The organism is Neobacillus sp. B24, assembly GCF_055381825.1.
In genome coordinates, this window is record NZ_AP035777.1 from 3,731,419 (window position 1) to 3,753,817 (window position 22,399).

Annotated in this window: 25 protein-coding genes; 3 read left to right on the plus strand and 22 right to left on the minus strand. The window is 42.6% G+C overall.

All coding sequences use genetic code 11. The annotated features are described in order from the left end of the window. Positions 1–31: 31 nt before the first annotated feature. From ACZ43M_RS18350 to ACZ43M_RS18360, 3 genes are read right to left on the minus strand one after another with little or no spacing between them, the layout of a single operon-like run. On the minus strand, positions 32–697 hold the full coding sequence (locus tag ACZ43M_RS18350; protein WP_464503964.1) for a 3-oxoacid CoA-transferase subunit B: 666 nt from the start codon (positions 695–697) through the stop codon (positions 32–34). Further along, the gene (locus ACZ43M_RS18355) at positions 682–1,374 is read right to left on the minus strand and encodes a CoA transferase subunit A (RefSeq protein ID WP_464503965.1); all 693 of its coding nucleotides are present in this window, start codon (positions 1,372–1,374) and stop codon (positions 682–684) included. Before ACZ43M_RS18355 ends, ACZ43M_RS18350 begins: the two co-directional genes overlap by 16 nt. A gap of 14 nt (positions 1,375–1,388) precedes the next feature. Then, a complete protein-coding gene (locus tag ACZ43M_RS18360) occupies positions 1,389–2,729 on the minus strand; it encodes an aspartate aminotransferase family protein (RefSeq protein WP_464503966.1) in 1,341 nt (446 codons plus the stop codon). Positions 2,730–2,960: 231 nt separating this feature from the next. On the opposite strand from ACZ43M_RS18360, the gene ACZ43M_RS18365 reads away from it, so the two are divergent. Beyond that, the gene (locus ACZ43M_RS18365; RefSeq protein WP_464503967.1) at positions 2,961–4,322 is read left to right on the plus strand and encodes a TrkH family potassium uptake protein; all 1,362 of its coding nucleotides are present in this window, start codon (positions 2,961–2,963) and stop codon (positions 4,320–4,322) included. A gap of 46 nt (positions 4,323–4,368) precedes the next feature. Here the strand turns inward: ACZ43M_RS18365 and ACZ43M_RS18370 are convergent, their stop codons facing one another. Continuing rightward, a complete protein-coding gene (locus ACZ43M_RS18370) occupies positions 4,369–4,515 on the minus strand; it encodes a YjcZ family sporulation protein (RefSeq protein ID WP_464503968.1) in 147 nt (48 codons plus the stop codon). A gap of 117 nt (positions 4,516–4,632) precedes the next feature. On the opposite strand from ACZ43M_RS18370, the gene ACZ43M_RS18375 reads away from it, so the two are divergent. Then, positions 4,633–5,226: a DUF502 domain-containing protein gene (locus ACZ43M_RS18375; RefSeq protein WP_464503969.1), complete on the plus strand. Its 594-nt coding sequence runs from the start codon at positions 4,633–4,635 to the stop codon at positions 5,224–5,226. A gap of 20 nt (positions 5,227–5,246) precedes the next feature. Here the strand turns inward: ACZ43M_RS18375 and msrB are convergent, their stop codons facing one another. The 6 genes from msrB to ACZ43M_RS18405 form a co-directional block, all read right to left on the minus strand. Further along, the gene (gene msrB / locus ACZ43M_RS18380; protein ID WP_464503970.1) at positions 5,247–5,681 is read right to left on the minus strand and encodes a peptide-methionine (R)-S-oxide reductase MsrB; all 435 of its coding nucleotides are present in this window, start codon (positions 5,679–5,681) and stop codon (positions 5,247–5,249) included. After that, a complete protein-coding gene (msrA, locus tag ACZ43M_RS18385) occupies positions 5,681–6,166 on the minus strand; it encodes a peptide-methionine (S)-S-oxide reductase MsrA (RefSeq protein WP_464508057.1) in 486 nt (161 codons plus the stop codon). The genes msrB and msrA overlap by 1 nt, the downstream gene beginning before the upstream one ends. 180 nt (positions 6,167–6,346) lie before the next feature. Continuing rightward, complete coding sequence (gene rsgA, locus ACZ43M_RS18390) at positions 6,347–7,408, minus strand: ribosome small subunit-dependent GTPase A (protein WP_464503971.1); 1,062 nt, start codon at positions 7,406–7,408, stop codon at positions 6,347–6,349. A 258-nt stretch (positions 7,409–7,666) separates the two neighbouring features. Further along, entirely contained in the window at positions 7,667–8,245 is a 579-nt protein-coding gene (locus ACZ43M_RS18395) for a YpmS family protein (RefSeq protein WP_464503972.1), read from the minus strand. Positions 8,246–8,250: 5 nt separating this feature from the next. After that, positions 8,251–9,075 (minus strand): SGNH/GDSL hydrolase family protein, encoded by an 825-nt coding sequence (locus ACZ43M_RS18400; protein ID WP_464503973.1) that lies wholly within the window; start codon positions 9,073–9,075, stop codon positions 8,251–8,253. Positions 9,076–9,184: 109 nt separating this feature from the next. Then, on the minus strand, positions 9,185–9,763 hold the full coding sequence (locus tag ACZ43M_RS18405) for an SCO family protein (protein ID WP_464503974.1): 579 nt from the start codon (positions 9,761–9,763) through the stop codon (positions 9,185–9,187). A 214-nt stretch (positions 9,764–9,977) separates the two neighbouring features. Here ACZ43M_RS18405 and ACZ43M_RS18410 point away from each other — a divergent pair, with 214 nt between their 5' ends. Further along, entirely contained in the window at positions 9,978–10,868 is an 891-nt protein-coding gene (locus tag ACZ43M_RS18410) for an MBL fold metallo-hydrolase (protein ID WP_464503975.1), read from the plus strand. Between the two features lie 23 nt (positions 10,869–10,891). Here ACZ43M_RS18410 and ACZ43M_RS18415 read toward each other — a convergent pair whose 3' ends face one another. The 12 genes from ACZ43M_RS18415 to ACZ43M_RS18470 all read right to left on the minus strand — a co-directional run bounded on the left by ACZ43M_RS18415 (position 10,892) and on the right by ACZ43M_RS18470 (position 22,257). Beyond that, on the minus strand, positions 10,892–11,734 hold the full coding sequence (locus ACZ43M_RS18415; protein ID WP_464503976.1) for a DegV family protein: 843 nt from the start codon (positions 11,732–11,734) through the stop codon (positions 10,892–10,894). 197 nt (positions 11,735–11,931) lie between these two features. Then, positions 11,932–12,933 carry a hydrogenase expression/formation protein HypE gene (hypE, locus tag ACZ43M_RS18420; RefSeq protein WP_464503977.1) on the minus strand — a complete coding sequence of 334 codons (1,002 nt, stop codon included), beginning with the start codon at positions 12,931–12,933 and terminating at the stop codon, positions 11,932–11,934. Further along, positions 12,933–14,045, minus strand: coding sequence for a hydrogenase formation protein HypD (gene hypD / locus ACZ43M_RS18425; RefSeq protein WP_464503978.1), 1,113 nt, complete (start codon positions 14,043–14,045; stop codon positions 12,933–12,935). The genes hypE and hypD overlap by 1 nt, the downstream gene beginning before the upstream one ends. Continuing rightward, complete coding sequence (locus tag ACZ43M_RS18430) at positions 14,020–14,253, minus strand: HypC/HybG/HupF family hydrogenase formation chaperone (protein WP_464503979.1); 234 nt, start codon at positions 14,251–14,253, stop codon at positions 14,020–14,022. Before ACZ43M_RS18430 ends, hypD begins: the two co-directional genes overlap by 26 nt. Continuing rightward, positions 14,226–16,538 carry a carbamoyltransferase HypF gene (gene hypF, locus ACZ43M_RS18435; RefSeq protein ID WP_464503980.1) on the minus strand — a complete coding sequence of 771 codons (2,313 nt, stop codon included), beginning with the start codon at positions 16,536–16,538 and terminating at the stop codon, positions 14,226–14,228. Before hypF ends, ACZ43M_RS18430 begins: the two co-directional genes overlap by 28 nt. After that, complete coding sequence (gene hypB / locus ACZ43M_RS18440) at positions 16,523–17,182, minus strand: hydrogenase nickel incorporation protein HypB (RefSeq protein WP_464503981.1); 660 nt, start codon at positions 17,180–17,182, stop codon at positions 16,523–16,525. Before hypB ends, hypF begins: the two co-directional genes overlap by 16 nt. 2 nt (positions 17,183–17,184) lie before the next feature. Continuing rightward, positions 17,185–17,538 carry a hydrogenase maturation nickel metallochaperone HypA/HybF gene (locus tag ACZ43M_RS18445; protein ID WP_464503982.1) on the minus strand — a complete coding sequence of 118 codons (354 nt, stop codon included), beginning with the start codon at positions 17,536–17,538 and terminating at the stop codon, positions 17,185–17,187. Positions 17,539–17,556: 18 nt separating this feature from the next. Next, on the minus strand, positions 17,557–17,979 hold the full coding sequence (locus tag ACZ43M_RS18450; RefSeq protein WP_464503983.1) for a hypothetical protein: 423 nt from the start codon (positions 17,977–17,979) through the stop codon (positions 17,557–17,559). Then, positions 17,976–18,452, minus strand: a complete 477-nt coding sequence (locus ACZ43M_RS18455; protein WP_464503984.1) for a HyaD/HybD family hydrogenase maturation endopeptidase — start codon at positions 18,450–18,452, stop codon at positions 17,976–17,978. The genes ACZ43M_RS18450 and ACZ43M_RS18455 overlap by 4 nt, the downstream gene beginning before the upstream one ends. 207 nt (positions 18,453–18,659) lie before the next feature. Continuing rightward, positions 18,660–19,343: a Ni/Fe-hydrogenase, b-type cytochrome subunit gene (gene cybH, locus ACZ43M_RS18460; RefSeq protein WP_464508058.1), complete on the minus strand. Its 684-nt coding sequence runs from the start codon at positions 19,341–19,343 to the stop codon at positions 18,660–18,662. 119 nt (positions 19,344–19,462) lie between these two features. Continuing rightward, positions 19,463–21,184 (minus strand): nickel-dependent hydrogenase large subunit, encoded by a 1,722-nt coding sequence (locus tag ACZ43M_RS18465; RefSeq protein ID WP_464503985.1) that lies wholly within the window; start codon positions 21,182–21,184, stop codon positions 19,463–19,465. Next, positions 21,181–22,257 carry a hydrogenase small subunit gene (locus ACZ43M_RS18470; protein WP_464503986.1) on the minus strand — a complete coding sequence of 359 codons (1,077 nt, stop codon included), beginning with the start codon at positions 22,255–22,257 and terminating at the stop codon, positions 21,181–21,183. The genes ACZ43M_RS18465 and ACZ43M_RS18470 overlap by 4 nt, the downstream gene beginning before the upstream one ends. Between the last annotated feature and the right edge of the window lie 142 nt (positions 22,258–22,399).

Here is a 22,399-nt window from a genome sequence, read left to right on the forward strand (position 1 = left end):
AAAACACCCCTCCTCCAATAGATGGCAAACATTAATAGGGAATTTGTCTTATACTTTTACTGATTGTAAATTCGCATTCTGTTTTATTGGCAATGTCCACTGCATTAAAAGGGGAAAACATTTCTGTCAGTACTAGCCCTTCCTGCGTTACTTGAAAGACGGCCAATTCTGTTATGATGAGATTGACACAGGATTTTGAAGTTAATGGCAAGGTACATTCTCGGAGGATTTTTGGATTTCCATTTTTGTCGCAATGATTCATCAAGACGATGACCTTTTTGGCTTTTTGGGCAAGTTCCATTGCTCCACCCATTCCAGGGACCTTCTTCCCAGGAACAATCCAATTTGCCAAATCCCCCCGCTCGCTGACCTGGAGCGAGCCCAGAATGGTGATATCGACTCTCCCTTTACGAATCATCGCAAACGAAACGGCACTGTCACAATAAGATCCACCGGTATTTAAGGTAACCGGAAATCCACCTGCATTACAGAGGTTTTCATCCTCTTCCCCCTTAGCCGGACTCGGTCCCATACCGGTTATCCCATTCTCTGCATGAAACATGACCATGGAATCATCGGGTAAATGATTTGGAACAAGTGAGGGAATGCCAATCCCCAGGTTGACAATCATACCCGGTAATATTTCTTCTGCCGCCCTTCGTGCCAGCCTGTTTCTAACGTCTACTCCCATGCCCATTTCCAATTCACTCCCCTAGATGGAATGACATAATCAACGAAAACACCTGGTGTGACGATTTCCTCCGGATCCAAACTGCCAAGCGGAACAATTTCTTCTACTTCCGCAATTGTGATGCCCCCGGCCATGGCAACCAGTGGATTGGTATTGCGGGCACTTTTGTCGTAAATCAAATTGCCAAATTCGTCGGCTTTCTTGGCAAAAACAATGGACACGTCAGCGGTTAGAGCTGTTTCAACAAGATAATTTCTGCCATTTAAGCAATAAAGGGGCTTGTTTTTCGTTACGATTTCATTATCCATGCCAATATCCGATAATATTGCCGGAAGTCCAACCCCACCCGCGCGGATTCGTTCAGCAAGTATTCCCTGTGGCGAAAACTCCACTTCGAGAGTTCCTTCATGCATGAACTGGCCGGCAAACGGATTTGAGCCAATATGGGAGGCTATTACTTTTGCAGCCCGCCCTTGACTGACCAACTTCCCGATGCCAATGTGCGGAAACCCTGTGTCATTGCCAATTAGGTTCAGATTTCGCACTCCTTTTTCGAGGATTCCGTCAATGAGATCTGGTGGTGTGCCGACACCGCCAAAGCCGCCAAACATCAGGGTCATTCCATCATAGAAAAACTCCATAACCTTATATAACGTGGTTATTTTCCCAAACCGATTTTCCATTTTATCACCAGCCATTACTCATTATTGATTTGCTTTGAAAATGCGGCAAACGTTTCTGTCAACAACTCTATTAATTCATCCATCTCAGACTCTGAGATGGTTAGCGGAGGAGAAATAATAATGGCATCCCCGTTTACACCATCAATCCCTGCCCCTGCCGGGTAAACAATCAGGCCTTTATCTTTCGCCAATTCCACCATCTTTTGGGTAATTAACGCTTTGCGCGGGAATGGCTTTTTCGTTTGGCGATCCAGGACAAATTCCATTCCGAGGAGCAGCCCCTTTCCACGAACATCACCAATGAACGGAAACTGAACCATTAGTTGCTCGAACCTTGCGCGTAAGTAATTTCCCTTCTTTTCTACTACACTCATAAGCTTATGTTTTTCGAGGTATTCCATAACTGCAAGTGAGACCGCGCAGGATTGGGGATTTGCACTTAACGTATGACCGCTCATGACAGATTTGGTTCCTGAGAGGATCGGTTTCATTACTTTTTCACTTGCGACAGCAGCGGCAATCGGTGCATAGCCTGCCCCCATGCCCTTACCGAGCGTGACAATATCCGGAACCACCCCCCAATGCTCACAGGCAAGCATTGTTCCGGTCCGGCCGGACCCAGTCATTACCTCGTCGGCAATAAAGAGGATGTCATACTTATCACAGATTGATTTAATCACTTTAAAATAATCTTTGGGCGGGGTAATCGCAGCACCCGCTGCGCCTATTACCGGTTCTGCAATAAAGGCAGCAATTTTATCTGCACCAATCCGATTAATCGCTGTTTCTAATTCCCTAGCACATAAATAGTCACAGGATGGTGCCTCAAGATTGTAAGGGCATCGGTAGCAATAGGGCGGATGGATGACAGGAAAATCCTCCAAGAGCGGGATAAATCTTGCCCTTCTGCCAGTATGGCCCGACATTGATAGTGCCCCCAATGTAATCCCGTGATAACTTACCCACCTGGACAACACCTTTGTTTTTGTTTGGATTCCTTGTTCCTGCCAGTATTGTATCGCCATTTTCATTGCTGTTTCCGTTGCCTCGGAACCGCTGTTGACGAAAAAGCTCCAATTAAGATCTCCAGGGGCGAGGGATGCAATTTTTTCAGCCAATTTCTCCGCTGCTTCACTAGTAAATTGTGAGCGATAAACGAATGAAACCTTTTTCGCCTGTTCATTCATCGCATCAATAATCTCAGGCACTCCGTGTCCAATATTGGCTGTAACGGCTCCGGAAGCGGCATCCAAATATTTTTTTCCATCTTTATCGTATAAATAGACCCCTTTCCCATATTCAATAACAGGGTACGATTCATCAAGCATTGGTTTGATTAAATACGATTGATTCACCCCAGGTCCACTTCCTTTTTTAAAGTCCAGAATTCCTTATAGAAATTGTATGTTAGTTCTTGTTGTTTCTTTCATTGAATTAACCCTATCAATCTACAAAAAAACAGACCAGCATACTTGTGACTGCAGGTCGATAAATTCTTTATTTTACCTTCCCTTTCTAAACCAACCTTTTACTTTTTTTACGGCTTAATATAGAATAGCAGTTAGATTAATAAAGGACTGAATGAGATGGACTCCATAAATCAATTGAAATCAAAATCAAAGGAAATATCCACGTTCCAATTAATATTTATTTTTTATCTATCGGCCCTCTTCATTTCCACACTACTGTTAATGATTCCTATCGCCCATAAGCCGAATGTGAAGCTCAGCTTTATTGATGCTCTATTTACTGCGGCAAGCGCAATCAGCGTCACAGGGCTAAGTGTCATGTCGATTAAAGATACCTTTAATAACTTTGGGATATTTCTTCTTTGCGTCATCCTGCAATTGGGTGGGCTGGGAGTCATGTCATTAAGCACCTTTCTCTGGGTGATGGTCGGGAAAAAGGTCGGCCTAAAAGAGAGGCAGCTAATTATGATTGACCATAATCAGTCAAATCTTTCTGGTCTCGTTCAGTTGGCAAAGCGGATTTTTATCATTATTATTTCGTTTGAAGTTATTGGCGGAATCATATTAGGACTTCATTTTCTAAAGTATTACGACAGCTTCTTGACAGCCTTTAAGCATGGATTTTTTGCTTCAATAAGTGCCACTACAAATGCCGGATTTGATATTACCGGTGAATCACTTGTCCCATTCGAGAATGACTATATTGTCCAATTCATGATTATGTCGTTGATTATTATTGGGGCCATCGGATTTCCGGTCATTGTGGAAGTATACGAATACTTTCTCACTTTAAAGAATAAGAAAAAGTTTCATTTCACTCTGTTTACTAAACTGACTACGCTAACCTTCGTCATTCTTACCGTTTTAGGAGCATTATTCATTTATTTGTTGGATATCAATCACTTTTTCGCCGATAAGAATTGGCATGAATCGTTTTTTTATGCTTTTTTCCATTCGGTCACAACCAAAAGTGCCGGACTGGCGACAACTGATATGAACGAATTTACGCCAAGTAATCAGTTATTCATGTCGATGTTAATGTTTATTGGCGGTTCTCCGAGCAGTGCCAGCGGTGGAATTCGCACGACCACATTTGCCATTATTATTTTGACAATTTTCTTTTACGCTCAGGGAAAAGGCTCGATAAAAGTTTTCAAACGGGAACTAAATCAGGATGATGTGTTAAAGTCATTCATCGTACTGACTACTGCAATGATTTTGTGTCTATTTTCGATTGTGATTCTGTCGATTACAGAACAAGGGACAATTATTGAGGTCATCTTCGAGGTATCCTCCGCTTTCGGAACAAACGGTTTATCGCTTGGTTTGACGCCTAGATTAACAACCTTTGGGAAGATCCTGCTTATCATCTTAATGTTTATCGGCCGGGTAGGAATTGTAACATGCCTGCTGATGATGCGGGGCAAAGGCAGAAAAGAAACTTTTCATTATCCTAAGGAAAAAGTCATTATCGGATAAGATTAAGAAAAAACGGCCGACTCCCAGAGTCAGCCGTTTTCTATTTTTAATAGGCCCAGCTTGCACCGATGATGATCAAGAGAATGAACAAGACAACGATTAACGCAAACCCGCCAAATCCAAATCCAACTCCAAAGCCGCCGTACCCGTAACCTCCATGGCAGCAGCCGTCATAACCATATCCTCCATACATTTGCAGTCACTCCTCCTTTGTTTCTGTTCATGGTTACTTTATGTAGTAGGTACTTGACCTGTATGTGCAAACGCCTATATTATGAAAGACAATGATAAAAACTGGCGGTGAAGAAAAATGAAATCAATCATTAAAAGCTTTATTAACGGGATTCTGACGATTGTCCCGATTATTCTGGTTATCTACGTTATTTATAAAACTTTTTTATTTTTAGACGGTATATTAGGCGACACATTGAGGCCTTATTTAAGGGAAGATTACATTCCCGGAATTGGCCTATTAACCACCATCGTTTTAATTACCCTATTAGGCTGGCTGTCTACTAAATACCTGACAGGGAAAATCATTAAACTGATTGACAGGCTGCTCGAAAAAATACCGGTTGTCAAAACGATTTATTCTGTCATAAAAGACACAATCCAATCCTTTCTCGGTGAAAAGAAATCCTTTTCGAAGGTGGCATTAGTGATAATTCCGGGGACTGACATGCGAAGTCTCGGCTTCATTACGTCTGAGGGGCTGGAGGAATTCTACAGTCCATTAAGAGATTATGTTGCCGTTTATTTTCCGCAAACGTTTCAGGTGGCCGGATTCACCTTCCTTATTCCGAAGGAGCAGGTAGAAGTGATCGATGTAAAGCCGGAAGATGCGATGAAATTCATCTTGTCGGGCGGGATGACGTCGGGTGGGAAACAGAAGGAAAAAAGTTAAAGCCGCAACTGTGCGGCTTTTTATTTTTGGTTAAATAGTTTTACATATTCCCCATAGCCTTCTTTCTCAAGGTCTTCCTTGGGGATGAACTTTAAGGCTGCGGAGTTGATACAGTAGCGCAGTCCGGTTGGTTCGGGGCCGTCATCAAAAACGTGGCCCAAATGAGAATCAGCAGAATTGCTTCTCACTTCAGTGCGGACCATGAAATGGCTGTAATCAGCTTTCTCCAAAATCTCCGAGTCTTCAATTGGCTTTGTAAAGCTTGGCCAGCCACAGCCAGCGTCAAACTTATCAAGTGAACTGAACAATGGCTTACCGGAGACTATGTCAACGTAGATGCCATCACGAGTCTCATTCCAATATTCATTGCGGAACGGCGGTTCAGTGCCATTATTTTGCGTAACTTCAAATTGCATCGGTGTCAATTCTTTTTTCAATTTATCTACATCTTTCATTATTCCTGCTCCCTCCAGTGCTTTTGAATAAACCCTGCACGCCCCGAACCAATTTGATACCTCTCGTAATGCGCAGGATTTTTCTTATAGTAATGCTGATGATACTCTTCTGCACGATAAAAGGTTTGGGCAGGCAAAATTGGCGTCACAATCGGTTTATTAAACTTGCCGCTCACCTCAAGGTTCTCTTTGGATTCCTCCGCCAGCCTTTTTTGCTCTTCATTATGATAAAAAATAGCGGTTTGATAGGATTGGCCTCTATCATAAAATTGGCCGCCCGGGTCTGTCGGATCAATTTGCTGCCAAAACAATTCAAGCAGCTTCTCATAAGGAAACACGTCTGGGTCGAAGGTAATTTGGACGGCTTCATAATGCCCAGTTGTGTCAGTGCAAACCTGCTGATAGGTCGGATTCTCTACTGTTCCGCCAGTGTAGCCGGAGACAACACTGATAATTCCAGGCTGTTCATCAAACGGCTTCACCATGCACCAGAAACATCCACCGGCAAACGTCGCCTGTTGGATTGATTTTTCCACATTTCCACCCCGCAAATATTAGAATTACATATATTAAAGTATACAAAATGAAATCAGAAAAAGAAAATTTACAGTTTGGGGTACAGAAAACCGAACCAGTTTTTTCTGATTCGGCATGGCTAAATTATCTTACTTTTTTTGCCTTACTTGCTTCGTGATATTCTTCCAGTGCCGCTTCTCTTCCGCTTGGGCTCGTTTATCAGCCTTTCTTTCTAAATAAGCCAGTTCCTTCTGAAGCTTGTGGTAGCTGACTAGCCTTTCACGCGAAATCTGTCCTGCTTCGATTGCCCCTAAAATAGCACAACCCGGTTCATCCGTATGCCCACAGTCGCGAAATTTGCAGGCAGTTGCCAGTTCTTCAATTTCAGAAAAAGTTTCCATCAGCCCATCCGGACTTTCCCATAACTGCAGTTCACGCATTCCCGGCGTGTCAATCAAGATACTGCCGTTAGGCAGCAAAATCATTTCCCTATGGGTTGTCGTATGCCGGCCTTTATCATCAGACTGGCGAATATCCTGTACCAGTTGCTTTTCTTCACCAAGTAATGCATTCGTTAAAGTCGATTTCCCAACCCCTGAAGAGCCTAGTAAGGCAACCGTTTTACCAGGCTGCAAATATTCTTCTAGCTGTTCGAGCCCTTCGTCAAGTGCAGCGCTTATTGGTATTATAGGCACACCACCAAAGGTTATAGTTTCTACCTCTGATATTTTTTCCAGTACATTCGGGCATAAGTCAGCCTTACTTAAAACAATGACGGGGTTCGCACCGCTCTCCCATGCCAATAGGAGATACCGCTCAATCCGCCGCATATTTAAATCCTCATTTAACGAGTTGACCAAAAAGACAGTGTCGACGTTAGCGGCGACGATTTGTTCTTCCGTCGTATTTCCCGCCATTTTTCTTGAAAACTTACTTTTTCTTGGCAGTACCGCCGTAATGGTGCCTTTCCCCTCAGGAATCCTTGGCTTTACCACCACCCAATCACCCACGGCTGGGTAATCCTCCCTGCTTTCCGCTTGGAAGCTGAATTTTCCAGACACCTCCGCCAGCAATTCCCCATGTTCCGTCCATAACCGGTACATTCGTTTATGCTCCAATGCCACTCTGCCAATAATCATGCTCTCTTCAGTTCTGACTGTTTCAAAATCAGTTTTAATAGTATTAGTTAATCCAAATGTTAATAAATTCAAGGTTTATTCCTCCAGCAATTTTTTTCAAAATAAAAAACCGTAGGCAGACACAGCCCATGGTTCCATTGATTGCATAAAGGAATAAATGGCCAAAACTCCCCCTAAGCGGAGCCAAGGTGGGCTGTGCAAACAGTATTGAAATTGTAAACAATTGACTTCTTTTCAATTAACATGGCACTTCACCCACTTTCAACCAGATTTGTTATTATTATATGATGCCAAATCGGAAATGTAAACATTAAGTTTGGTAAAATTGACCTAATCTACAGGAACGAGTATCGTCATTCCAATCTGATCCTTTTTTAGATCAAATTTGTCCACTTTGACTTTCATATCGCTTTTCAGCTTTAGCTGCCCCATATGAACATAGATTTGTTTATCATTTGGCATAATGTCAACGCCGTTTGGAAGCTTGTAATTTTCACCAATGAAATTTAAAACATAGGAGATTGGCAGAGGCAGGCTTCCGATTGACATCGATTTCTGCTTTAATACCAAGTCTCCATTTTTAAGAGCTTCTGGTTCAAACGTTAACTTAAGATTTACTTCCTCGCTAAATACCGGAATTTTCCCGTACAACTCCACTTCGTCTCCCAGAACAACTCGGTATTTGATTGGGGTATCACTTGTTTCCTCCTGCAAATAATGATTAATCAGCCGATTTAAATCATACTTATTGGAGTTCACATGGAAGGAGACATATTCACCTGTAGGTAGTTTGGTTTTTTCACTCTGTTTATCATTGCCTGGAGTCAATACCATGGAAAAAATAATAATGACTCCCAACAAGTTGATTCCAAGTAATATCAGGAATCCAAGTTTCCATTTATTTTTCATTAACACTAATTCTCCTCTGTACTGACCATAAATGCCTTTTTATCCAGATCAGGCAATACTTGCTCATCCATTGTCTCATTCAAACGCTGGGCAATGTATTCATAGCCTTTATCATTCGGATGAAAATTATCGGTAAACAAGAGCTCTTCATCATGGTTCAGAAATAAATCTTCGATACCAACAAAATAGGCATTGGGATAATTGTTGACTACAGATTGACCGGCTTTATTCCATTGTGTCACGATTTCATCCATCTCTTTAATATTGGAGAACCATTGTGAGAATGGATTGTACAGTCCAACCAAAACAATAGAGGCATCAGGATTTTCACGGACAATGGTGTCAAAAATCTCTGTCAGGTTTTTTCGATAAATCTCCTTTTCCTCCATAAACACAGAGTACTCGAGATTTACAATATTATCTTTCACAACCTTCATGATATCGTTACCGCCAATGGTGACAACCATCAGATCCGTTTGTTTCAGCAACGTCTTCATCTCTTGTGTTTGCAGCCGCTTCAGTAATTGCGTGGTACGATTGCCTTTCACACCATAGTTGTAGTAATCAACTTCTTTTATTCCCTTCTCTTGTTCGAGCATTGTTTTTAAATACGGCAGATATCCACCGTGACCTGTACTGTCACCTACACCTTGAGTCAGAGAATCACCCGCGGCCAAAACAGTTAATTTTCGGGGGATAAAATCTGCAGGAACAGGTTCTAAAACAGGTACGGCTGCGCTCTTCACCTGATGTAATGCCCAAGAGTCAGGTTCACTGCAGGAACCCAAGAAAACTGTCGAGAGAATTAGAAGGGGGATTAACTTCTTCATTCAACTTCACCTGCCTTCTAAACTATTTTTATTATAACATGATGAGTGCCATTCAAAAAAATCTATACTATATCCTATTCTTTGCAAAAAAAATAGACCCGATAAAGGTCTATTGTAGTGCTTTAATATCATGAATGATTTCATCATAAGGAACATTCTTAAACAAATTATAGGTTTTTTTGATGTTTCCATCTTTGTCTACAAGGTAAACATAGGTTTGATGAATAACTTGGCTTTCGTTTTCCGGCTTTTTAACAATTGTTTTAAAATTTTCCCTAGCATAACCTTCAATGAATTCTTGAGAGTATCCGGTTAGAAACGACCAATTTGAAAAATCAGCACCAAAATTACTGGCGTATTCTTTTAGACGCTCCGGAGTATCAACAGTCGGATCGACACTAAATGAGACAAATTCGACATTTTCTAGTTTCTCATCTTCAACCATTTTCTGTAACTTTGCCATATTGGCCGTCATCGGCGGACAAACATCAGCACAGCTCGTAAAGATAAAATCCGAGATCCAAATCTTGCCTTTAAGGTCCTTTAACTCTAATGATTTATTATCCTGGGTTGTCGTTGAAAAATCCTTCACCGGCCAATTAACCGCATTCTGAATTTCCTTTTGCCCACACCCCGCCACTAATAAAGCAGAAAATACAAATAAAATTACTGCAAGTCTACGCTTCACAAAATCACCCTTTGACCACATACTTATCCACATTCGACTATAGTGTAACAAAGTTTCGACAGGGATGAAAGAAATAAACCATATTGAATGGGAGAATTAAAATATTTCATGTACCCGAAATATATGATATTATGAATGAAGGTTCACTCATTTAAGGAAAAATTATAATCTTTAAAATTTGGGACTTTTACGGATATTATGTGAGGTGAATACGATGGAAAGATTGGGACCAATACTGATTGTAGAAGGACCAAATAACAGCAAGGTGCCCTATTCCCGCAGCTTATACATTGACTGTAACGAAAAGGTACTGATTGATACTGGCGCAGAGCCTAATGCGCTATTGGATATTGACCACGAATATGGGGTTGAATTAATTATTAATACCCATTACCACCCTGATCACACAAGAAGTAACCATCTATTTAAGGATACGACAAAGCTCATCAATCCGATTGAATTTGAAACTGCCCGGACGGTAGAAGGTGTTGCCAGGGCAAATGGAGTTTATCAAGAATGGGGCCAACGTGGTGTGGAGGTATGGAAAAACTCGCTCCCACAGGAATGGGTGAAAAATCTTGGCGAAATCTCTGGTTCCTACCAATATGAATCGGAATATTCCTTTGGTGATGTGAAAGTTGTGTTTTTACATACACCAGGGCACACTGCCGGCCTTTCCTGTCCCTATTTTCCTGAATTAGGTGTCGTATTTGCCGGGGATTATGATATGTCCTCGTTTGGTCCGTGGTATAACGGAACCGATGGCAACATTGACGACTTCATTGCCTCGGGGAAACGGCTATTAAGCCTTGATGCTGATACTTATATTACCGGCCATCAAAAGGGAATCTTCTCCAAGCAGGAGTTTCGCGATTCAATGGAAAAATTTTTGGCGATCATCGACAGACGGGATCAAATCATTGACAGTTACGCCCGCCAAGGTTTGAATTTTGAAGAACTTACGAAAATCGGGATCTTCTATCCAATATCCGCCTTAGAGAATCCGATTATGACCACCTGGGAACGAAGCGGAATTCGCAAGCATTTACACCGCCTGGGATATATCATTTCCCAATCAACCCATGAACTTGTAAAAGCAAATTAGGATGGGGCCTCCCATCCTATTAACTAATCAAAATAATACATTAACGCCAGTGCGCCCGGTCCTGTATGCGTACTGACGGTTGGACCCGTGTAATCAATTTCCACATCCTGAAACCCTGTTATTTCAAAAATACTATTTTTTATTCTCTGAGAGAGTTCCTGTGCCTCGGCATGAGCAATCCCTACGCCACGGACGGTCTTCCCTTTCACATCCTCAGCAAACTGCTTAGCCATAAATTTCACAACTTGAGAATGGCTCCGTACCTTTGCTACTGGATTATATTCCGCTCCCTCCAATGAGGCGATTGGTTTGATATTTAGCAATGATCCGATGAATGCCTTGCCTTTCCCGATCCTGCCGCCTTTAACCATATTCTCCAACGTATCTACCATAATATAAAGTTTTGTATGGTCCCGGACTGTTTCAAGACGATCAAGAATTTCTGCCATATTTTTGCCCTGATTCGCCATTTCAGCGGCCTCTTTTACCTGGAAAGCAAGTGCTTTTGATATAAACTTAGAATCAAGCACCGTTACTTTTGTATCGGTCATTTGGGCAGCACTTTCTGCCGAGCGAACCGTACCACTCATCTTTCCAGTCATATGTATTGATAGGACCTCATAGCCTTCTTGTCCAAGTTGGTCATACACTTCAAGGAATGCTCCTGCTGAAGGTTGAGAGCTCTTCGGCAACTCCTTGGAATTCTCCATCATTTCAATAAATTCAACCGGCTCCAAATTAACCCGATCGAAATAGGTTTCACCATTTATTGTGATTGCTAAGGGGACCACGACAATTCCTAGTTGCTCTATCATTTCTTGTGGCATATCCATCGTTGAATCGGTTACAATTTTAATCTTGCTCATTAGTTCACATCCTCAAACTTACTGCTTTAATTATACAGGTTTCATCCTTTGAATGGAACAATTCATTATTTTAAAATATAAAGAGCACAGACTCGGGCTGTGCTCGCATTACATGTTGGTTGTTACAAGTTTAATAATGAAATTACTAATAAAAAATGAAAAGCCCCCATTCTAATATAGAATGAGGACGACTTTTCCTAGCATATTCTCGGGAACATGGTCCCTGTTAATCTTGTTAATAGTCGTTTGGAGCCCAGCGGGGTTTCCAGCAATAATTGTCCTTTCTGTTTTCCAACAATAGAACCAATGATTACTGCGTCTCTTCCTTCGGGAAATTTTCGTAAAATATCTATCACTTTCTCTTTTTCTCGTTGTGCAACTACAATGATTGCTTTACCTTCATTAGCAAGATAAAGTGGATCAAATCCTAACAGGTCACAAACACCATGTACCACTTCCCTAACTGGAAGATCCGTTTCATTAATTTTCATCGTTAGCTTAAAGTCTTCGGCTATTTCAACAAGTGTTGTAGCCAGCCCACCCCGTGTCGGATCGCGCATAATACGGACACCGTCTGTTTGCTTAAGAACTTCCCAGAGCATTCCATTAAGTGAAGCACAATCACTATTTATTGGTACAGATATGCCGAGGTCGCCGCGAGCACCCAGCACTGCAACACCATGATCGCCGATGGTCCCGGTTACCAATATGGCATCCCCCTCTTCAAATTCCAAGCTGCAGCCGATGCCAGGTTCATAGATTCCGATTCCAGTAGTATTAATATACACCCCATCAGCACTGCCCCGCTCAACTACCTTGGTATCTCCTGCGATAATGGTTACACCTGTTTTTCGTGCTTCTGCTGCCATATCGGTTACGATTCTTTTTAAATCAGAAATTGAGAAGCCTTCTTCAATCACAAAGCCGCAGGTTAAGTAGATGGGTTTTGCCCCACTGACTACTAGATCATTTACCGTTCCGGCAACAGCCAATTTTCCAATTGAACCGCCGGGGAAGAAGATGGGTTTTATCACAAATGAGTCAGTACTTACGGCAATTTTGCTGCTAAAAATATTGATTGATGCCGCATCAAATAATGCTGCCTGACCGTCACCAAAAGTATCTATGAATATATCCCGAATTAACCGATGACTTAATTCTCCGCCATCTCCGTGTGCCAAGTTGATAAATTTATCCATCAAAAGCTCTCCCTCATGTATTGATAATAAGCGGCACAGCTTCCTTCTGCTGAAACCATGCACGGGCCAATCGGATTCATCGGGTGGCATGCTTTACCGAACAATGGACAATTTGTCGGCAAAATTAAGCCGCGGATGACTTCCCCGCAGCGGCACTTTGTTTTCCGGGGTTCTCCCACTTCAACATGAAACTTCTTTTTCGCATTATAGAGGTTATATTCCGGTTTTAAATCGAGACCACTCTTCGGAATTACGCCAATTCCTCGCCAAGCCTCGTCGGTCAGTGTTAAATATTTTTCCATCCACTGATGGATAACCTGATTGCCCGTTTTGCTGACAACGGCAGGATGGTTGTTTTTAATCGCCATTCTTCCGGATAAAGCCAAGTCAATTAACTTATAAATACCAGATAATAATTCTGCTGGCTCAAATCCGGTAATGACACCAGAAATACTGTATTCATCAACTAAATATTGATAAGAATCCTCCCCCAATACAATCGACACATGGCCAGGGAGCAGGAATCCGTCCAAATTCACTTCCCCTGCTTCCAACAGATAGCGAAGCACGGGTTCTACCAGTTTTGTTGTCATCCATATAGAGAAGTTTCCGATGCCGCGTCGTTCCGCCTCACCGACCATTAAGGTCAGGATAGGGATGGTGGTTTCAAAGCCGACTCCTAGAAAAATTACCTCTTTATCAGGATTTTCCTCAGCAACTTTTACCGCATCTACAGGTGAATATAAAAACCGAATATCCTTTCCGGCAATCTTTGCATCCAGCAGTGTTTTAGCCGACCCGGGCACCCGCATCATATCGCCAAACGTACAAATAATCCTATTCTCACCTTCGGCAAGAGCAATCATCGCATCTATCGAGCGTTGGTCAGTAACGCAAACAGGACAGCCTGGTCCGGATATCAGATTTACATCTTCTTTTAATAGCTGTTTCACTCCAGTACGAGCGAGTGACATTGTGTGGGAGCCGCAAACTTCCATAAAGGCAGGCTTACGACCAAACTTTCTCTGAAACTCTTTTGCTTTTTCAATTACCTTACTTGCAAGGGATTTACAGAGTTCTGGGTTACTAGACTGTTTCAGAATTTCGAGCATGTACGAGTTTCCTCCATTCCTCCACACTTTGTCTGGCATACATTTCATCGACAATACTCATGGCCTGACCGGCATGGACTATTACATAATCCCCAAGTTCAACTTCTGGAACAAAAATGGTTCCAACTGTTGTTTGTGAACCCATTACATCAACAACAGCGCTGTATTCGTGCTTTTGAATTACTTTTGCGGGTACGCCGACACACATGATTTTTTCACACTCCTTTTCGCTGCCGCAATGGCTAATTGTCCGTAAGATAACCCGCCATCATTGCAAGGAACTTTCTCCGGAACGTATACCCTAAATTCCCGATTCCTTAGCTCCTCACTGATTCGCTTACGTAAATATCGGTTATGGAAGCTGCCACCAGATAGTACAACTGTTTTTTCAAAGGCTGGTTGGTTTACGTGAATTTTCTCCAACGCGAAAACAATCGCTTGAACAACACTTTCATGAAATCTACCGCTAATCGAGGCTGTATCCACACCTGCCAAAACTTCCACGGTTATATCCTTCAGCATTTTTGAAAAATCAATTAATAATACTTCTGCATCTACTAATTCAAATGGATACGGTTCATAAATAATCGACTCATCTATAAGCTCTGACAAATGGATGGCGGCCTCGCCGTCATAACTGGAAATCCTGGTCACACCGCAAATGGCGCTAACTGCATCAAACATCCTGCCGCATGTACCAGCATAAACAGTATTAACATTGTTCTCAATCATTGCTTTTAAAACTGCAATTTCTAATGCTTTCTCTGGAAAAATGGCATTTGCAAGTTGGACACCCTCATCACCGTGATGTGAAATCAACATGGCCGCCGCATTTCGCCATGGCTCACGAATGCATTTTTCAATTCCGGGAAGAGGCGTATAACGCAAATGGGCGACCCGCTCAAACTCCGTTGCATCTCCATGGAAGATTTCAAAGCCCCAGACATTGCCGTCAAGGCCATAACCTGTACCGTCAAGGATAATGCCGTACGCTTTCCCGAGAATGCAATGTTCATCAAGAACGGCAGCCATATGGGCATGATGATGTTGTACTTCTAGGATGTTGGTAAACCCATATTCTTTTACAAGATTTTGTATCTGATAACCCGGATGAGCGTCAATCACTGCAACCGACCGAGGTGTATCAACCCATTTCAGGAGATGTTCTAATTCCTGTCCGTAATGCTCGATAGTTTCTACATTATCTAAATCTCCAATATGCGGCCCCACAAAAACTTGTGAATTCCTGCCAATTGTGAATGTCGTTTTTTGCTGTCCTCCGAACGCCACAATTCCCGAAACATCAACAGTTGTCAAAAATGGGTCGGGAACATAGCCGCGGGATCTTCTTAGGAAATCAAGTTTGCCGTCATTAAGTTGAACGACCGAGTCATCCACAGGATGAAGAATTTCACGGTTATGTACCAGATAATAGTCTGCAATGCCATCCAAGTAATACGCTGCTACCTCATCCTTGTATAAGATCGGCAGTCCGGCTGGGTTGGCACTAGTCATGACTAAACACGGAAGGTCTGGATCGGCAAATAATAAATGATGCAAGGGTGTATACGGGAGCATAACACCGATTGTTTCCATTCCCGGCGCAACGCCTTCTGCCAATCCACAAAATTCTTTTTTCTTCAGTATGACAATCGGGGATTCGGGACTGGCCAATAATTCCTTTTCCTCTTCACTTATTTCGGAAAACCCAAAGGCCGCCGTAATTGATGCTGCCATTACTGCCAGCGGCCGTTTTGGCCGATTTTTCCTAATCCTTAAATCTGCGACAGCGTGTTCATTTCTTGCATCGCAGGCCAGATGATAACCACCAATCCCTTTTATTGCAATAATCTTCCCAGCTTTTAAAAGTTTAATGGCTTCCTTTATCGGAGTCTCCGAATCTAGCTCCTCGCCGCTTCCGTCTAGCAAGCGAACCTTTGGTCCGCATTTTGGACAGGCAATTGGCTGGGCATGGTGCCTTCTGTTTGTCGGGTCTTCATATTCCCTGCGGCAATCATCGCACATCGGAAAGCTTTTCATCGACGTGTAAGGTCTGTCATACGGCAACTCTTCAATAATCGTATAGCGCGGGCCGCATTGCGTGCAGTTGATAAACGGATATTGATAGCGAAAATCGTCCGGGTCATTCATTTCCCGCAAACAATCATCACAAACAGCCGAATCAATCGGAATTACGAGCATTGAGGTACCGCTTCTCTCACTCGCAATAATCGTAAAATCCATTAAATTTTGCATTTCCGTTTCTTCAACCAATATTTGATTAATCTTTGATAGGCGCGGTGCCTTCATCTTTAAATCTTGTAAAAATAATTCAATGGATGTCCAGGAGCCTTCCAAATAGATTTTGACTCCATCCATATTATTTTGTACGGTTCCGTCCAACTGATGAAGGTCGGCAAGCCCAAACACAAATGGGCGAAACCCGACACCCTGTACCCTGCCTGTAACAGTAACCCTTACTGCTGTACGCATTTTACATAGGCTCCTTCAATCCAGGAAAGCCATTCATGCAGTCCTTCTCTGGTTCGCGCCGACACCGGAATTAGCGTTGACTGCGGATTAATCTCCATTAGATCCTGTCTCGCTTCTTCGACATTGAAATCCAAATATGGCAGAAGGTCAATTTTATTTAACAAGACTAATTCTGTTCTCATAAACATTTGCGGATATTTGGGAATCTTATCATTGCCTTCTGGGACACTGAGAACAGACACCTTATGGTTTTGACCAAGATCGTAGCCTGATGGGCAGACCAAGTTGCCGACATTCTCGATAAAAAGAATATCGAAATCATCAAGATCAAATTCTCCCAGTGCTGCAGCGACCATCCGGGCATCAAGGTGGCAGCCGCCATGGGTGTTAATCTGGACCGCTTTTGCGCCCATTGCCCTTATTCGGTCGGCATCCTTTTCCGTAGCCAAATCACCTTCAATGACGGCGATGCGATATTTTCCGGAAAGTTCCCGGACTGTCTCCTCCAATAGTGTCGTCTTTCCAGCACCGGGTGAACTCATCAAATTAATGACTAATGTCTTCGTGTCTTGAAATAGCTCACGATTGAAATCAGCAGCCTTATTATTGTTGGTTAACACATCTGTTCTTAATGTTACCTTCATTTTCAATTACTCCCTTCATATGAAAGAACCTGGAACGTTTCGCCCGCCAGCACCTTGCCAGAGGGGATGTTGCAGCTCGGGCAAAGGGCCATTTTTTGATATGGCCGGTATTCCAGACCGCATAACACACATTTTGCTTTTGCCTCTTCGAATTGAATAACAAGCTCTGCACGTTCTGAGAAAAGTTGAGGGTTTTGGTCGCGAAATATCTCAAACGCCATTCTCAAGGCATCCGGCATCGCATTGGCAATTTCCCCGACCAATAGTTCTATTTTTTCAATTTTAACTATCCCGTTTGCTAAAGCATCCTCTTGCACAAGCTGAATGATATCCCCCATCAATGCCATTTCATGCATGCAATCACCTATTCCCTATTAGCTTAACTTGGTAAACCCTATTAAATATTGATGGTCCTTTACTTTTATCGGCAGGGATTCTAGCTTCAGTTCACCAGTTTTTGTCTTAAAATTGAATTCCTTTTCACAATGAAAACATTTCCCACTTCGGTTTAAAGAGGCCAGGTTTATAATAGTGGAGCAATCAGAACAGACACCGCTCATTACTTGTATAAACGTACCCTGCCGGTAGATAACAATCGGTTTCCCATGGAAGAACTTCATTTCCAGATCAGAATATAGCTCCCCTTCGTTTATGAAAGGTTCCCAGGTAATCCCCAATGCTCTGTCTGCAGCTTCCTCCACCTTTTCCAAATCTTCGGCAATAAACGGTTGATAAACAGATTTAACGGTGGTGAACAGACTGCCGGCCATTTCCTTTAAGAAATCGCCCCGTTTCATGTCGCCTCACTCCAGGATTCCACCTGGCATATAATCGACTTCGCAAGTTCCTCAAGCCTAGCCTGGTTAGTCTCAGTCAATCCAATTCCAAGCTCAAGTGAGGTTGGCTGCATCCCATACATGACAATTTGTTTCGGATAGCGCTCCCGCAACTTTGCAGCAAGCAATACTTCCTGGAACCCCATTTGGTGTACGGACATTTTAATGCCGAAGTAGGCCGGAATTTCATCCCCCTCCAGTTTAATAATCGTTCCGCCCGGTTTCCCAGCATTAATCGCATCAATAATAATGAGATTTTCGGCATCCTCCACTGGACCAAGGAGCTTCATGCCATCAGTAAGTCCTTCAATAAATTCAATATTTTCGTAGTCTTTTAAAGCAGTTTCCAAAATCGGCAGAAGATAGATGCCAACACCTTCATCCGAAAATAATGTGTTGCCAATTCCTAAAATCGTAATTTTATTTGTCTTCATCACCATTCTCCGATCGATTATTTTGAACGCTCATTAAACTTCTCCTACTTTTATGCTATCACTTAGATATGGTTATAACTGTGACTAATTTTTAAATCTTTTTTGCAAAAAATCGAAAAAATTTCACAAATAAAGAAATTGGAGCAGCCTAGCTAATAATCCCTGACAGGAATATTAGCGAAGCGTACTCCAATTACTTTTTAAACACTACTTTGTAGATTTTTCACCAACTGTTTTTTTCGGTTCTGTTTTATAGCCTGTAAACATAGATGAAATGGAACCGCATCGTTCCAAGTAATCATCCCGAAAAGCCAAATAGACATGGAGGACAATAAAGAGAATGAACGCCCACGCTGTCCAATGATGCCACGAGCGGCTTAAATAACTGTCTCCGAAAATATACGGAACCCACGCAAACATCTTACCCCAAATGGTTTCCTTTTGCGGTTCAAAATACATATAGAAACCGGTTAATATCACAATCAATGATCCAAGATAGTTAAAGATCCAGTAACTTAAATAAGCAAGTGGATTATGGCCCACGAAGTGGGGCTTTTTATTAGGCAGGAACAAATAAAACTTAACCGTTTCCCAAGTATCTTTCCAGAATACCCAGCGTAAAGGATTAAATTTTGAAAACTTATTTCCAACAAAGCACCAATACATCCGATAAATAAAGGCGGCAGTAAACACAAACGCGGCAAAGAAGTGAATGTATCTCGTCCAGCCCATCAGGTTAGAATAATAAGCTTCCTCGGGAATACCAGCTCCGGCAAATGGCTTTCCTATATAGATTCCAGTCACAATCAGGATACAGATGCAAACCGCATTCACCCAATGGTAGATTCTTATTGGCAATTCCCACACATAAACTTTTACATCGTTTTCCATAGTTGTATATTTAATTGGCTCTTCCGGGTGGTAGGAATTCTCGCTGTTTAAAACTCTTGGTTTCGGTAAGGTTCCCGGAGGCTGGGTCGGTAATTTAGGCGCACCCATTTGTCTCCCTCCTAACCTAATCGGATTTCGGTCATTTTATTTGTTTCTAAATCTGTTAAATGCACGGCACATGCAAGACATGGGTCGAACGAATGGATGATCCGCATGATTTCAATCGGCTGTTCCTTATCCAGCATCGGTGTCCCTTTCAATGCTGCTTCATAGGCACCAATTTTATTTTTATGATCCCTTGGTGAAGCGTTCCATGTTGTCGGGACAACAGCCTGATAGTTTTTCGTTTTGCCATCTTCAATATCAATCCAGTGCCCAAGCGCTCCCCTTGGCGCTTCCATCCAGCCAACACCTTTGGAACGTTCCGGCCATGTGCTTGGTTCCCATTTGGTTCTATCGAATGTTACCTGGTTGCCGCTCTTGATATTTTTCAATAACGTATCCATATCATTGCGAAGCCATCCCGAAATAAGCACTGTTTCAAGACCACGTGCCACCGTTCTTCCCAGTGCTGATTGCAATGCGGTGATTGGAAGATTCAACTTTTGTAAAGTTTCATCAACGATGCTGACAATCTCTTCTTTTCCTGATGCATAGCCGACAATCATCCTGGCCAATGGACCAGTTTCCATTGGATGCTCCTTCCAGCGCGGCGATTTTAACCAGCTGTATTTCTTGTCAGTATCCAATTGTTTGTACGGTGCTTTTGGTCCAGTATAATTAAATTCTGTCTCGCCGACAAACGGATGTTTCCCTTTACCGCCATCCTTACCGTCATAGGAATACCAGGAATGGTCAATAAATTCCTGGACGTGCTTAGGGTCTTTCAGATCCACATCCAATACCTCATTTAGGTTACCGTTTAAAACAATACCTCTTGGCATACGATATAGCTTAGTATCATAAATATCACCTGTCGAGAAATCACCATAGCAAAGATAATTATTCAAACCGCCGCCATATGTCCAATCCTTATAGTAGGATCCAATAGCGAGTAAATCTGGAATATATACCTGGTTAACGAATTCCCTAGCCTGATCAATAATCTGTGATACATGCATAAGCCGCTCGGCATGAACACCATTGTCGCTATTTATATCAAGTGGTGTTGCCATACCACCTACAACATAGTGTGGATGCGGGTTTTTGCCGCCAAATATAGTATGAATTTTGACAATTTCCTTCTGCCAATCCAATGCCTCTAGATAGTGGGCAACTGCCAGCAAGTTCACTTCCGGCGGCAGCTTGTATGCTTTATGGCCCCAATATCCATTGGCAAATATCCCTAATTGTCCGCTGGCAATCAGCTTCTTCACTTTATTTTGAACATCGTTAAAATAGCCTGGTGATGATTTTGGCCAACTCGAAATGGATTGGGCAATTCTTGATGTTTCGGAAGGGTCCGCCTGTATCGCACTGACAACATCGACCCAGTCCAAGGCATGCAAATGATAAAAGTGAACAACATGATCATGGACAAACAGCGCTTCATTCATAATGTCCCGAATCAAATGGGCATTTCTCGGAATTTTTATTTCAAGCGCATCTTCTACGGCCCGAATCGATGCAAGGGCATGTACCGTTGTACAAACACCACAAATTCGTTGGACATATGCCCAAACGTCCCGAGGATCACGGTCCTTAACAATGAGTTCAAGTCCACGGACTGCTGTTCCGGAGCTATATGCTTCCTTAATGACACCGTTTTCATCTATATCTACTTCAACACGCAAGTGACCTTCAATTCTGGTAATTGGATCTACAACAATACGTTCACTCATTCCTGTTCACCTCTTTTGTCATCGAGCTTCCTCTTCACAACTGTTCCTGCAGCATGAACAGCAACACCGGCAGCTGCCAGGCCGACTACCGCCATCCCAACTGCATCAGGATTCATAGTTGTCTGGGTACCAGGGATTTTCGCCCTTCTTGTGAAGAATGGTCCGTTATCCCAAAAACCCTCTTCCGAACAGCCAATACACGGATTGCCTGACTGAATTGGGTAGCTGACACCGCCGTTCCAGCGCATCTCTGCACATGAGTTGTAAGTGGTTGGTCCCTTACAGCCGACTTTATATAGACAATAGCCCTGCTTTGCTCCCTCATCATCAAAGGATTCAACAAATAATCCAGCATCAAAATAAGCACGGCGATTACATTTGTCATGAATCCGGTGGCGGTAGAAGGCTTTCGGACGGCCAAACTGATCCAATTCCGGCAGTCCTCCAAATGTAATGATGTGGGCAATGACACCCGTCATTACTTCAGCTATTGGCGGACAGCCCGGTACAAGGATGACAGGGATATCTTTTACAAAACTGGTTACTGGCTTCGCGCCAGTTGGATTTGGATGGGCGGCTGCAATGCCTCCCCAGGATGAACAAGATCCATAGGCGACAATGGCCATTGCTCCTGCAGCCATTTCTTCAAATGTTTCTTTTGCTGATTGTCCTCCAACTGTTAGGAAAGCTTCATCATCAGGGATGCTGCCTTCAACAGCTAGGACATACTTACCTTTGTAATCCTTTAATACTTGTTTCATGGATGCTTCTGCCTGATGGCCGGATGCTGCAGAAAGTACCTCAGAATATTCTAGTGATATCATTTCTAGCAGCACACTTTCTGTCTTTGGCTGCGACGAACGAATAAAAGATTCCGAGCAGCCCGTGCAATCCTGGAATTGCAGCCATACTACAGGTACTCTCGATTTTGTTTCCATGGCTTTTACAACGTTTTCGGACTGTGTAAATTCCAATCCAAGTGTAGCTGTAAGTACCGTACACATTTTCAGGAAGTCCCGACGGCTAAAACCATGGTCGATTGCGGCTTCATAAACTGTTTTCTGTCTTTTCATCCGCTACTCCTCCACTTAATTAGAAATAGAAAAAAACTTGATTTCAAGGCAATTGTAGTATATCTTGGGTCTTTCGTCTTAATTTTTCAAAAAAATACACAAATCCTTCTTAACTGTATTGTTATCATATTTTCATTTATAA